The following is a 12,617-nucleotide window of genomic DNA, read 5'->3' as shown; positions in this document are numbered from 1 at the left end:
TTCGACAGGCTCAGCGGGTCTGTCGGCAGTCGGGGGTAGCCTTGTTTCCTGATGACAAGCTCTATCCGCGAGACGGCCGGGGGCTCCGCAGGAGCCCGTGACGAGGCCGCGCCCGATGACCCCACCGCCCGCCTGCTCGACGGTCTCAACCCGCCACAGCGCGCGGCGGTGCTGCACGCCGGATCGCCCCTGCTCATCGTGGCCGGCGCGGGATCGGGCAAGACCGCGGTGCTCACCCGGCGGATCGCCTACCTGCTCGCCGAGCGAGACACCACTCCCGGGCAGATCCTCGCGATCACGTTCACCAACAAGGCGGCTGCCGAGATGCGTGAGCGGGTCATCGACCTGGTGGGTCCGCGTGCGGCCTACATGTGGGTCTCGACCTTCCACTCCACCTGCGTGCGGATACTGCGGGCGCAGTCGGCGCTGTTGGGCAAGCGGAACTCTAATTTCTCGATCTACGACTCGGATGACTCGAAACGCTTGCTGGGCATGATCATCCGCGACATGGATCTCGACCCGAAGAAGTTCAGTGCACGCGGCGTGGCGGTCAGCATCTCCAACCTCAAGAACGAGTTGATCGCCCCGGATGAGGCCCTGGCGGCGGCGACCGACGACGAGCCGGCGGCCCTGGTGATCGCCCAGATTTATGCGGAGTACCAGCGGCGGCTGCTGTCGGCGAATGCGTTCGACTTCGACGACCTCATCGGCGAGACGGTGTCGTTGCTGCAGCGTCACCCGGAGGTGGCCGAATACTATCGCCGGCGCTTCCGGCACGTGATGGTCGACGAGTACCAGGACACCAACCACGCCCAGTACGTGTTCGTCCGGGAGCTCGTGGGGGACGAGAACACGGACTCGACGGTGTCCCCGTCGGAGCTGTGCGTCGTCGGTGACGCGGATCAGTCGATCTATGCCTTCCGCGGCGCCACCATCCGCAACATCGAGGAATTCGAGCGGGACTTCCCGAATGCCGAGACGATCCTGCTGGAGCAGAACTATCGCTCCACACAGACGATTCTGTCCGCGGCCAATGCAGTGATCGCCCGCAACCAGAATCGGCGCGACAAGAGACTCTGGACCGATTCCGGTGACGGCGAGCTGATCGTCGGGTATGTGGCCGACTCCGACCGCGACGAGTCGCTGTTCATCGCCAAGGAGATCGAGGATCTCACCGACTACTCGATCGGCGGCTCGTCGAGCCATTCGTACTCCGACATCGCCGTGTTCTATCGCACCAACACCGGATCCCGGCCACTGGAGGAGGTGTTCGTCCGGCACGGAATCCCGTACAAGGTGGTGGGTGGCACCAAGTTCTATGAGCGCAAGGAAGTACGTGACGTCGTCGCCTACCTTCGTGTGGTGGCCAATCCCGACGACTCGGTGAGTCTGCGGCGCATCCTGAACACTCCGCGCCGCGGCATCGGCGATCGTGCCGAAGCATGTGTGGCCGTGCATTCGGAGAACATGGGGATCAGCTTCTATGAAGCGCTGCTGGAGGGGGCCGAGGGCAAGGTTCCGCTGCTGAACACGCGTGCGGTGAAACAGATCGGCGGATTCGTCGATCTCATCGAGGGGCTCCGCAACGATTTCGTGGCGAGGTTCGGTGGAGCGGGCGAGGCCGGTGAGGATGTTGCCGTCGTGGACGCCACGGAGGAGGGTGCCGACATCGGTGAGTTGGTCGACGCCATCGTCGAGCGCACCGGGTATCGCGCCGAACTCGAGGCATCCCGGGACCCGCAGGATGGTGCCCGCCTCGACAACATCAACGAACTCGTTGCCGTCGCAAGGGAATTCAGTGCAGATGCGGCAGGGCTGGCCGCAGCCGACGGCATCGACCTCGATGGCCTCGACGCGGACGCCGCCGAGGCCGCCGAAGGGCAGCCGGAACCCGGATCGCTGGCCGCCTTCCTGGAGAAGGTGTCACTCGTCGCCGACGCCGATCAGGTGCCTGACGAGGGTGATGGCGTGGTGACGTTGATGACGCTGCACACCGCCAAAGGTCTCGAGTTCCCGGTCGTCTTCGTGACCGGTTGGGAGGATGGACATTTCCCGCACATGCGCGCCCTTGGCGATCCGGCCGAACTCAGCGAGGAGCGCCGTCTCGCCTATGTGGGTATCACGCGTGCAAAGGAACGTCTGTATCTCACCCGGTCGATGACCCGGGCGTCTTGGGGGCAGCCGGTGTCCAACCCGGAATCTCGTTTCCTGCAAGAGATACCGCAGCATCTGCTCGATTGGCGACGCACCGAGCCACGCCGATCGACAAGCCGCCATCTCGGTTCTTCTGGTGGGGTCTTCGGGCGCGGGGACTCGGGTTTCGGCAGCGATCGACTCGGCCGGTCCTCGTACTCCTCGGATCCCACCCGCGGTCGCAACAAACAGGTGCACTATGACGTCGGCGACCGCATCAATCATCCCAAGTACGGGATGGGCAGAGCAGTGGAGAAGCAGGGCAATGGTGCGACCGAGCGAATCACCTTCGACTTCGGTGGCAACGTCGGGCGGGTCACGCTACTGACCGCTGGTGGTCTCCCCGGCGACAAACTTTAGCCCGGCCTCCCGCAAACGCACCACAGGCTCCCAACGCGCTCAGCACGGAGGCCGACAGAACCAACCCGGTTTCGCGCCGACAGAACCCAAGAATTCGCCGACAGAACCCTCAGGTTCTGGCGAAACTTTCGCTGGAAACTCGGGGAGGGTTCTGTCGGCGAATTCTTGGGTTCTGTCGGCTGCCGTGCTGGGCGCGTTGGGGAGCCGGGGGAGGGCGGCGACTATCCGCCGGTGTAGCCGGACAGCGTGACGCCGTGCTGGGCGAGCCAGGGGGCGGGGTCGATCTTGGTGGTGCCGTTCTTCCACACCTCGAAGTGAACGTGCGGGCCCGTGGAGAAGCCTTCGTTGCCGACCAGCGCGATGACGTCGCCTGCGGTGACGTGCTGGCCCGGCTGGACCAGAACCCCGGACGAGGACATGTGGCCGTACATGGTGATGGTGCCGTCGTCGGCGCGGATCTGGACCCAGTTGCCGTAACCGGAGGCCGGCCCGGCCTCGACGACGACGCCGTCGGTAACGGCATGGATCGGAGTACCCAGCGGGGCGGCCAGGTCGATGCCGCCGTGGAAGGTTCCCCAGCGCATCGCGAAGGTGGACGTGAAGTCGTAGGCACCGAGCGGGATGGGTGATTCGAACATCGGCCGACGAGCGAGCGCCTCCGCTTTCGCCTCGGCGGCGGCGCGGGCCTCGCCGACAGCCAGCTGGTCGGTGAAGGTGCTCAGGTCCTTGGTCGGCGTCGTGGCGGCCAGGCCCGGCCCGAGGTCGGGTGTCTGGCCGGTGGTGCCGACGTTGGCCGTGTTGGAGGGTGCGGGAGCCGAGGCGTTGTCGGCGGAGCCCACCTGCGCCACGGCGGCGACCGCAGCGCCTGCCGCCATCGCGATGAGTGCGGCCCGCCCACCCTTGAGGGCCGTCGGCGGGGCGCTGATGCGGTGTTTGCCGCCCTTACGCGTCGCGCCGGAGGACGGGCGGGTACGGAACGGCTTCTCACCGTCGGAAAGCGGTAGCGGCAGCTCGCCGCTCTCGGTGCTGGTGAGGGAGAAGGTGTCGGGGCGAGCGCCCTCCATGTCGAACGGCTCGTCGTACTCGTAGCCGTCGAACTCGCTCTCCGGGATCAGGATGTCCTGGGTGATCTCGGAGCGAGTGGGGCGGTAGTAGCGGTCCCAGGTGCTCGAATCCCAGGTCTCGTCGGTGGACTCCCACGCAGGTGCGGCGTCGGCGAACTCATCGATCGGGATGATCGTGGTGACCTCGGTGCCGTTGTCCTCGTCGCGGGCGGTTGGGTGCCCGGTGGTCGCGACCGGCCGGCTGGAGTAGCCACGTCCCGTCAAATCGTCCACCTCATCTCTCTGTTAGCGAGGACTACCCGTTACCGCCTGTAATCCTTTTGTGATCTGCCAGCCGACGGTAACGAAATGATTGCGGCAAGTCCAACGGTGTGGGCCCAAAACCCCGTGTTCTGTGAGGCGGGTCACAACAAAACCCTGCGCGCTCAGGTGTCGCGAAGGCAGACTTCGCCATCGTGTACCCACTGTCGGTCCATCGGCGGACGACCTATCAGAGCACAGGCCTCGCGGCGAGGTCGGTGCAGGGGTCATGAGGGTGCCGGATCGCCGACCGACCGAGTGATCTGTCGCACAAGCGGTGGGTGCGCCGACAAAGCCCATACGCGGCAGGTTTAGAGTCCGATATGGCCCGCACAACACCCCTGCGGTGTTACATCCTTCTGCGGACAAATCTACGAGATGGTGAGCTGAATGGATCTCTTCGAATACCAGGCGAAGGAACTTTTCGCCAAGCACGAGGTGCCCACCTCGGCCGGCCGCGTTACCGACACGGTCGCCGGGGCACGTGAGATTGCCGAGGAAATCGGCAAGCCGGTGATGGTCAAGGCCCAGGTCAAGGTCGGTGGCCGTGGCAAGGCCGGCGGCGTGAAGTACTCCAAGGACGTCGACGAAGCCGTCGCGAACGCCGAGTCGATCCTCGGCCTCGACATCAAGGGCCACGTCGTCAAGAAGCTGCTGGTCGCAGAGGCGAGTGACATCGCCGAGGAGTACTACATCTCCTTCCTGCTCGACCGCACCAACCGCACCTACCTGGCCATGTGCTCGGTGGAGGGTGGCGTCGAGATCGAGGTCACCGCCGAGGAGAACCCCGACGCCCTCGCCCGCATCCCCGTCGACGCCGTCAAGGGCGTCGACCTCGCGTTCGCGCGCAGCATCGCCGAGGCCGGCAAACTGCCCGCCGAGGTGCTAGACGCCGCAGCGGTCACCATCCAGAAGCTGTGGGAGGTCTTCATCAACGAGGACGCTCTCCTGGTCGAGGTCAACCCACTGGTCCGCACCCCCGACGACCAGATCCTCGCTCTGGACGGCAAGGTCACCCTCGACGCCAACGCCGACTTCCGTCAGCCCGGCCACGAGGCGTTCGAGGACAAAGAGGCCACCGACCCGCTCGAGCTCAAGGCCAAGGAGAACGATCTCAACTACGTCAAGCTCGACGGCCAGGTCGGCATCATCGGCAACGGCGCGGGTCTGGTCATGTCGACCCTCGACGTCGTCGCCTATGCCGGTGAGGCTCACCAGGGTGTCAAGCCCGCCAACTTCCTCGACATCGGCGGCGGCGCCTCGGCCGAGGTGATGGCTGCGGGCCTCGACGTCATCCTGGGAGACGAGCAGGTCAAGAGCGTCTTCGTGAACGTCTTCGGCGGCATCACCGCGTGCGACGCGGTCGCCAACGGCATCGTCGGCGCACTGAACAAGCTCGGCGACGAGGCGAACAAGCCTCTGGTCGTCCGCCTGGACGGCAACAAGGTCGAAGAGGGCCGCAAGATCCTGGCCGACGCGAACCACCCGCTGGTGACGCTGGCCGAGACCATGGACTCCGGCGCCGACAAGGCCGCCGAACTGGCGAGCAAGTAGGAGCAGCAGAATGTCCATCTTTCTGAACAAAGACAACAAGGTCATCGTCCAGGGCATCACCGGCGGTGAGGGCACCAAACACACCGCGCTGATGCTCAAGGCCGGCACCAACATTGTCGGCGGCGTCAACGCCCGCAAGGCCGGCACCACCGTCAGCCACGACGGCGGCGTGGAGCTGCCGGTGTTCGGTTCGGTGTCGGAGGCCATGAAGGAGACCGGCGCCGACACGTCGATCGCCTTCGTGCCGCCGAAGTTCGCCAAGGACGCCATCATCGAGGCCATCGACGCCGAGATCCCGCTGCTCGTGGTCATCACCGAGGGAATCCCGGTGCAGGACAGCGCCTACGCCTGGGCCTACAACCAGTCCAAGGGCAACAAGACCCGCATCATCGGACCCAACTGTCCGGGCATCATCACGCCGGGTGAATCGCTGGTCGGCATCACGCCGAACAACATCACCGGCACCGGCCCGATCGGTCTGGTGTCCAAGTCGGGCACGTTGACCTACCAGATGATGTACGAACTGCGTGACATCGGCTTCTCCACCGCCATCGGCATCGGCGGCGACCCGGTCATCGGCACCACCCACATCGACGCCATCGAGGCGTTCGAGAAGGACCCCGACACCAAAGTGATCGTCATGATCGGCGAGATCGGTGGCGATGCCGAAGAACGCGCCGCCGACTACATCAAGGCCAACGTCTCCAAGCCGGTCGTCGGCTACGTTGCCGGTTTCACCGCGCCCGAGGGCAAGACCATGGGTCACGCCGGCGCCATCGTATCGGGCAGTTCGGGCACCGCGCAGGCCAAGAAGGAGGCCCTCGAGGCCGCCGGCGTCAAGGTCGGCAAGACGCCGAGCGAGACCGCCAAGCTGGCTCGGGAGCTCTACCAGGGCCTGTGACGTAACGCTTTCGACAACGAGGTGGCCGTTGTCCCCGTCCGGGGGATGACGGCCACCTCGTTTTGTGCAGTGCACTGTCCCTGCGGGCGACTACGATTCATCCGTGGGTGAAGACAACGAGGTGCCGCGGGAGGTCGTGCTCGCCCTCGGCGCGGCGGCAGTCGGTGCTCGCGCGGTCGCGATGTCCGCCCGGCTGTCGAGGTCTGCGGTGCGTACGGCGCTTCGTCTTCCGGTCATCGGGCCTGCCGGCCGCCGCGGCCTCGATCGCCTCGAGGCCGAAGGCGAGCGCGTCGCGGAGCTGATGCCGACGGTGGTCGACCTCGGCAAGAAGCTGGTGGTCGCCGTGGTGTCCGCGATCATCGCCGAGATGGATCTGACCGGGTTGGTTCGGGACAACGTCGACCTGAACGAGGTCGCCGCAGCCCTCGATATCGAGGCGATCCTGGATCGAGTCGACCTGGATGCCGTGATCCGTGACCGCGTTGATCTGAACGGCGCCGTCGCCCTGGTGGACCTTGACGCCATCGCGGCCACGCTCGACATCGACGCCATTGCAGCGCGGATCGACATCGAAGCCATCCTCGGTCGGGTGGACATGATCGGGCTGGCCGACGAGATCATCGACGGTGTCGATCTGCCCGACATCATCCGTGAGGCGTCCACGTCGGTGACCGCGGATGTGATGACCGACGTGCGCAGCACCAGCGAGCGCGCCGACGACGCGGTCGCCAACGTGGTGGGCCGCATCCTGCGGCGGCGCGTCGTCGACGCAGCTCAGAGCAGTCACGCCGATGAGTGACACCGATCGGGTCGGACCGCTTCGGCACACGCACATGCCTGCGATCCACGACACCACCAAGAGCGCCGGCATCGTCAGTCGAGGTGTCGCTGCGACGTTGGATCTGCTGGTGGTGCTGGCGATTCTGAGTAGCGCCTATCTCGGGTACGCCATGGTGCGGTTGCTGTTCAGCATCCGCGATTTCGCGTTCCCGCAACCGAATGCGGTCTTCACCGCAACCGGCTTCATCGTCGTGTCGGTCGGCTATCTGGCGCTGTGTTGGGCGGTGTCGGGACGCACTCTCGGGTGTGTGGCGATGGGTCTGCGTGTGGTCGGGCGTAAGGGGGGACGCATGCGCCCGGTCACCGCGCTGCTGCGGGCCTTTCTATGCGTGTTCTTCGCCGTCGGATTGGCCTGGGTGGCAGTGCATCCGGAGCGGCGATCGGTGGCCGACATGGTTCTGCGCACCCGCGTGGTCTATTCGCGCTGACCGCCCGACACCTCGGCCACGGACTTCAAGGCGGCCAGCCCCTTCTCGAAATCCTTGCCGATCATCCGGTCGAACAGTCCCAGCGGTGCGGCGATGCGCGAGAACATCGAGTGCGGGCCGGTCATTGTCCACGTCACCTCGGTTTGGGCGCCCCGGGGTGCCATGGTGAACACGCTGGTGCTGGTCGATGACATGGGCTTCTCGAACGCCACCGCCACGGCCACTCGCGTGGGTTCGGTGACCTCGATGACCTCCATGGTGCCTTTGCCCGCCTTGCGGTTTCCCGACCATGCATACTTCGCACCGACTCCGCTGTCGGCGCCTGAATAGTCGCGGTGCAAATCGGGATCGAGGTCCTCCCACGGTGACCACCGTTGCCACTCATGCAGATCGACGAGAAGCGGGTAGATCCGATCTGGCAGCGCCGCGATCGTCGTGTTCCGGGTCACGGTGTACTCGCCCATGGTGTTTCTCCTGCTCGGGGGTAGGTGCATGCAGTATGACCGAGGGGGATGCGGGAGTTCATCGGTCGACGCGCCCGTAGGGTGGAATCGTGACCGACCAACGCCGCGTCGATACCCGCACAGTGGTCGACCTCGTTGTCGACCGGGGCACCTGGCAGTCCTGGGACGGACCAGCCGATCCGGGGTCGGACGAATCCGACTACGGAGCCGCACGTGACCGCGCCCGGGACCGAACCGGTGTCGACGAATCGGTTGTCACCGGCTGCGGTCTGATCGGTGGACATCGCGTGGCGATGGTGATCAGCGAGTTCGGATTCCTCGGCGGGTCGATCGGGCGGGCCGCGGGACAGCGCGTGGTGGCTGCCGTCGAACGGGCGACCCGGGAACGGATTGCGGTGCTCGCGCTGCCGTCGTCGGGCGGCACCCGGATGCAGGAGGGTACCCCGGCTTTTCTGCAGATGGTGGCGATCACCGGTGCGGTCAACGCGCACAGGGCCGCCGGGCTCGCCTATCTGGTGTATCTACGTCATCCGACGACCGGAGGTGTGTTCGCCTCCTGGGGTTCGCTCGGCCACATCACGTGGGCCCAGCCGTCGGCGCTGGTGGGCTTTCTGGGCCCGCGCGTGTACGAGGGGCTCTACGGTGAGCCGTTTCCGGCCGAGGTGCAAACGTCGGAGAATCTTCTCGCACACGGACTCGTGGACGCCGTGTTCGGATTGGGCAGGCTCGGCAGCCAGGTGGGACGGCTACTGGCGCTGCTCGCACCCGTCGCCGTCGAGCCCGTGTCCGCGCTGCCCGACGACCCGCCGATGTCCGACGCCTGGTCTGCGGTGGTAGCCACCCGGTCGCCGGGACGGCCCGGGCTCGCCGAGGTCCTCGATCCCGACCATTCGGTGGTGCTCCGCGGTGATGCTCCGATCTGGCTGGCGCTGAGTCGATTCGGCGGTCGGACAGCGGTTGTCGTCGGGCAGGATCGGGTGCGTCAGGCGGCCGGGCAACTCATCGGGCCGGCCGATCTGCGCGTCGCTCGCCGCGGCATGGCGATGGCCGCTGATCTGCGGTTGCCGGTGGTGACGATCATCGACACCCCGGGCGCAGAGTTGTCGGTTGACGCGGAACAAGGCGGACTGTCCGGTGAGATCGCCCGTTGCACATCTGAATTGGTGCAGATCACGGTGCCGACCGTGTCGGTGCTGCTCGGGCAGGGAGCGGGTGGGGCCGCCCTCGCGTTGTTCCCCGCGGATACGCGGATAGCCGCCGCGGACGCGTGGCTGTCGCCACTTCCGCCCGAGGGTGCGAGCGTCATCGTCCACCACGACACCGTGCACGCCGCCGAGCTCGCGGATCGCCAAGGCATCGCCGCTGCCGCATTGTCTGCGAACGGCACCGTCGATCGGATCGTCGACGTCACTGCCGACGGCGGTGTCCGAGCACTACGAAGCGTCGTCGCCGAAGCACTGGCCACCCGCACGCGTCCGTCGATGCGACGGCGCACCCGCACACCCGGAGCAGACCGGTGACCCGCCGGATCGTCGGTGTCGGCGCCATCGTCTGGGACGCCGACGATCGGTTGCTGCTGGTGCAACGGCGACACCCGCCGCAGGCTGGGCGGTGGACAGTTCCGGGCGGCAAGCTGGAACCCGGAGAGACCCTATCCGCGGCCGTCACCCGCGAGGTGGCCGAGGAGACCGGCCTGCGCGTCGACGTCGGCGAGAAGGCCTGGGTGGTCGACATTCCCGCCGACGACGATGTGGTGTTCGAGGTGCACGACTTCGTCGCCGAGGTGCGTGCGGGCACGTTGCGGGCCGGCGACGACGCGGCCGATGCACGATGGGTGTCGGTGGCCGAACTCGGCGAGCTACCGCTGACCGCCGGACTGATCGAGCACCTCGAACGACATGGTTTGATGCGCACAGCCGCAACGGAGAGGACGACATGACCGACCTGCTACCCCTGAATCCCGACGAGCTGCTCACCACCACCCGGTCGGTGCGCAAACGTCTCGACCTTGCGCGGCCGGTACCGTTGGAGGTCGTCAAGGAAGCACTCGAGGTGGCGCTGCAGGCGCCGACCGGTAGCAACAGTCAGACGTGGCACTGGATCGTGCTCACCGATCCCGAGATCAAGCAGAAGGTCGCCGATCTGTACGCGAAGTCGTTCGCCGCGTACTCGGCCAATCAGCCGCGCCGTGACGACACCGCCCGTCGGGTGGCGTCGAGCGCCCAGTATCTCGCCGACACCATGGCGCAGGTGCCGGTGCTGGTGATCGGCGCCATCTACAGCGGGGGAGAGCTGCCCGAAGGGAACCAGGCCGGTCTGTGGGGTTCGCTCCTCCCGGGTGCCTGGAGCCTGCAGTTGGCGCTGCGGGCGCGCGGATTGGGTTCGGCATGGACCACGCTGCACCTCGTGTACGAGAAGGAGGTGGCCGAGATCCTGGGCATCCCGGACAACGTGCATCAGGGGGTGCTGCTCCCGGTGGCCTACTACACCGGCACCGACTTCAAACCGGCCGGCCGCAAGCCCCTCGAGGACATCCTGCACGTCAACGGGTGGTGATGGGAGCCGTCATGATGGTTGCGGCCCGGTAGAGTCCGAATTCACCATGACCACGTCACCGTCGCCCGAGCAGCCTCCGCGCACGCGCCGAGGCCAGGCGAAGGCGGCGCGCCGCGCCGAGCTCCTCGAGGCCGCGGCCCGCCTGATGGCCGAGCGGGGTTTCGCGGGCGTCACGCTGGAGGACATCGGCCGTGCCGTCGGGGTGAGTGGTCCCGCCATGTACCGGCACTTCTCGTCCAAGACCGATCTGCTCGATCAGATGCTGGTGGACATCAGCCAGCGGCTGCACGAGGGTGGTGCCGAGGTGGTTGCCGGCGACGCCGAACCCGGCGAGACGTTGCGTGACCTGATCGGGTTCCACATCGATGTGCTGGTCACCAAACCGGATCTGATCACCGTGCAGGACCGAGATCTCACATCGATGACCGACTCCGCGAACCACCAGGTGCGGTCACTGCAACGTCGCTACGTCGAACAGTGGGTGGACGTGCTGCTCGCGCTCGCCGGCGAACGTGGCGTGGATCTGACCCGGGCGGAGGCGCGGGTACGAGTCCACGCGACGTTCGGGCTGCTGAACTCATCGCCGCGGTTGCCGGCATTCGGGGCCGACGATCTGCGATCGGTGCTGACGACGATGGCATGGTCGGCGTTGTTGGCGTAGCGGTCGTCTCGTGGTGTGCGTGGGCCAGGTCGGGCTTACTGTTCGGCGAACGGCCGGGACCCTGCAACCGTCGCAATATGAGACGACAGCGCGAATCCCGCGCGGCTTCCGGATCCGAGCGCAATCGTGGGACTGCGTGCACTATTGCGCGCCTCGACCACGACGGAGGACCCCGACATGAAGGCGCTCGTGTATCACGGCCCTGGGCAGAAAGCCTGGGAAGACGTTCCGGACCCGACGGTGATCGACCCGACCGACGCCGTTGTACGCATGGAGACCACCACGATCTGTGGTACCGATCTGCACATTCTCAAAGGCGATGTCCCCGCGGTCACCGCTGGACGTGTCCTGGGCCATGAGGGCGTCGGCGTGGTCACCGAGGTCGGTCCTGACTGCAGCAAGGTCAAGGTCGGAGATCGGGTGATCATCTCGTGCGTCACCAAATGTGGGACCTGTGAGTACTGCCGTTCCGGGATGACCTCGCACTGTCAGACGGTCGGCGGGATCGGCTGGATCTTCGGCCATCTGATCGACGGAACGCAAGCCGAGTACGTCCGAGTCCCCTTTGCCGACAACGGACTCATCCCGCTTCCGGATGGCGTCTCCGCAGAACAGGGGACGATGCTCAGCGACATCCTGCCGACCGGATTCGAGATCGGTGTTCTCTACGGCGCGGTCAAGAAGGGTGATGTGGTCGCCGTGGTCGGTGTCGGACCGGTGGGTCTGGCTGCGGTAATGACGGCATCGGCCCAAGGTGCGGCCAAAGTCATCGCGGTGGACGGCAACAAGTTTCGGCTGGAACAGTCCAGGGACTTCGGAGCCACCGACACCATCGACGTCAATGCGGGAGACGACGTCGTCGCCAAGCTCAAGGAACTCAGTCGCGATGGACTCGGCGTCGACGTGTCGATCGAGGCTGTCGGGATACCGGCCACCTTCACTCTGGCGCTCGACAGCGTCCGGCCGGGCGGTCACGTGGCCAACGTCGGCGTGCACGGTGAGAGCGTCGAGTTCCCCATCGAACGTGATTGGATCAACAACCTCACCATCACTACAGGTCTGGTGAACGCCACCACCGCCCCCGAATTGCTCGAGCGGATCCAACAGGGCGAGATCCAACCAGAGAAGTTCATCACCCATCGATTCACATTCGATGAGATAGATGCTGCCTACGAGACCTTTTCGAACGCGGCCGACGAACACGCGTTGAAGGTGATCATCTCGCGGGCGTGAATCGCAATCTCGATGCGCCAATTCGCCCGAGTGGTTGCGCGATCCTTCGACAAGGGTTACTCT

Annotated in this window: 12 protein-coding genes; 10 read left to right on the top strand and 2 right to left on the bottom strand. The window is 66.0% G+C overall.

Translation table 11 applies throughout. The features are described 5' to 3' along the window. Positions 1-51 precede the first annotated feature (51 nt). Entirely contained in the window at positions 52-2,553 is a 2,502-nt protein-coding gene (locus VX037_RS02705; RefSeq protein WP_287015060.1) for a UvrD-helicase domain-containing protein, read from the top strand. A gap of 221 nt (positions 2,554-2,774) precedes the next feature. On the opposite strand, the gene VX037_RS02700 is transcribed toward VX037_RS02705, so the two are convergent. Further along, positions 2,775-3,890 (bottom strand): M23 family metallopeptidase, encoded by a 1,116-nt coding sequence (locus tag VX037_RS02700; protein ID WP_372475147.1) that lies wholly within the window; start codon positions 3,888-3,890, stop codon positions 2,775-2,777. Positions 3,891-4,307: 417 nt separating this feature from the next. Here VX037_RS02700 and sucC point away from each other — a divergent pair, with 417 nt between their 5' ends. The 4 genes from sucC to VX037_RS02680 all read left to right on the top strand — a co-directional run bounded on the left by sucC (position 4,308) and on the right by VX037_RS02680 (position 7,640). Then, entirely contained in the window at positions 4,308-5,471 is a 1,164-nt protein-coding gene (gene sucC, locus VX037_RS02695) for an ADP-forming succinate--CoA ligase subunit beta (protein WP_266059843.1), read from the top strand. Positions 5,472-5,481: 10 nt separating this feature from the next. Continuing rightward, the gene (gene sucD, locus VX037_RS02690) at positions 5,482-6,372 is read left to right on the top strand and encodes a succinate--CoA ligase subunit alpha (protein WP_235724758.1); all 891 of its coding nucleotides are present in this window, start codon (positions 5,482-5,484) and stop codon (positions 6,370-6,372) included. 103 nt (positions 6,373-6,475) lie between these two features. Further along, on the top strand, positions 6,476-7,171 hold the full coding sequence (locus VX037_RS02685; RefSeq protein WP_287015807.1) for a hypothetical protein: 696 nt from the start codon (positions 6,476-6,478) through the stop codon (positions 7,169-7,171). After that, positions 7,164-7,640 (top strand): RDD family protein, encoded by a 477-nt coding sequence (locus tag VX037_RS02680; protein ID WP_235724755.1) that lies wholly within the window; start codon positions 7,164-7,166, stop codon positions 7,638-7,640. Before VX037_RS02685 ends, VX037_RS02680 begins: the two co-directional genes overlap by 8 nt. On the opposite strand, the gene VX037_RS02675 is transcribed toward VX037_RS02680, so the two are convergent. Continuing rightward, entirely contained in the window at positions 7,628-8,104 is a 477-nt protein-coding gene (locus tag VX037_RS02675) for an SRPBCC family protein (RefSeq protein ID WP_235724754.1), read from the bottom strand. The two genes, VX037_RS02680 and VX037_RS02675, sit on opposite strands and share 13 nt — an antisense overlap. 89 nt (positions 8,105-8,193) lie before the next feature. Between VX037_RS02675 and VX037_RS02670 the strand changes: the two genes are divergently transcribed. From VX037_RS02670 to VX037_RS02650, 5 genes are all read left to right on the top strand, one after another. Continuing rightward, a complete protein-coding gene (locus tag VX037_RS02670; RefSeq protein WP_328713102.1) occupies positions 8,194-9,624 on the top strand; it encodes a carboxyl transferase domain-containing protein in 1,431 nt (476 codons plus the stop codon). Next, the gene (locus VX037_RS02665; protein WP_266059836.1) at positions 9,621-10,043 is read left to right on the top strand and encodes an NUDIX hydrolase; all 423 of its coding nucleotides are present in this window, start codon (positions 9,621-9,623) and stop codon (positions 10,041-10,043) included. The genes VX037_RS02670 and VX037_RS02665 overlap by 4 nt, the downstream gene beginning before the upstream one ends. After that, entirely contained in the window at positions 10,040-10,660 is a 621-nt protein-coding gene (locus VX037_RS02660; RefSeq protein ID WP_287015804.1) for a nitroreductase family protein, read from the top strand. Before VX037_RS02665 ends, VX037_RS02660 begins: the two co-directional genes overlap by 4 nt. 46 nt (positions 10,661-10,706) lie before the next feature. Then, on the top strand, positions 10,707-11,321 hold the full coding sequence (locus VX037_RS02655) for a TetR/AcrR family transcriptional regulator (RefSeq protein WP_287015803.1): 615 nt from the start codon (positions 10,707-10,709) through the stop codon (positions 11,319-11,321). Between the two features lie 177 nt (positions 11,322-11,498). Beyond that, a complete protein-coding gene (locus tag VX037_RS02650) occupies positions 11,499-12,554 on the top strand; it encodes an alcohol dehydrogenase catalytic domain-containing protein (protein WP_328713100.1) in 1,056 nt (351 codons plus the stop codon). Positions 12,555-12,617 lie beyond the last annotated feature (63 nt).

The sequence above is a fragment of the Gordonia sp. Z-3 genome, assembly GCF_036233855.1.
Classification (GTDB): Bacteria; Actinomycetota; Actinomycetes; order Mycobacteriales; family Mycobacteriaceae; genus Gordonia; species Gordonia tangerina.
The sequence above is the reverse complement of the archived record's forward strand: the minus strand, read 5'-3'. Positions and strand labels throughout refer to the sequence as shown.

What these genes read in the sequence shown, in the direction of transcription:
- VX037_RS02660 (WP_287015804.1), top strand. Translation starts at nt 10,040, where the DNA reads ATGACCGACCTGCTACCCCTGAATCCCGACGAGCTGCTCACCACCACC.
- VX037_RS02675 (WP_235724754.1), bottom strand. Translation starts at nt 8,104, where the DNA reads ATGGGCGAGTACACCGTGACCCGGAACACGACGATCGCGGCGCTGCCA.
- VX037_RS02680 (WP_235724755.1), top strand. Translation starts at nt 7,164, where the DNA reads ATGAGTGACACCGATCGGGTCGGACCGCTTCGGCACACGCACATGCCT.
- VX037_RS02655 (WP_287015803.1), top strand. Translation starts at nt 10,707, where the DNA reads ATGACCACGTCACCGTCGCCCGAGCAGCCTCCGCGCACGCGCCGAGGC.
- VX037_RS02650 (WP_328713100.1), top strand. Translation starts at nt 11,499, where the DNA reads ATGAAGGCGCTCGTGTATCACGGCCCTGGGCAGAAAGCCTGGGAAGAC.
- sucD (WP_235724758.1), top strand. Translation starts at nt 5,482, where the DNA reads ATGTCCATCTTTCTGAACAAAGACAACAAGGTCATCGTCCAGGGCATC.
- sucC (WP_266059843.1), top strand. Translation starts at nt 4,308, where the DNA reads ATGGATCTCTTCGAATACCAGGCGAAGGAACTTTTCGCCAAGCACGAG.
- VX037_RS02705 (WP_287015060.1), top strand. Translation starts at nt 52, where the DNA reads ATGACAAGCTCTATCCGCGAGACGGCCGGGGGCTCCGCAGGAGCCCGT.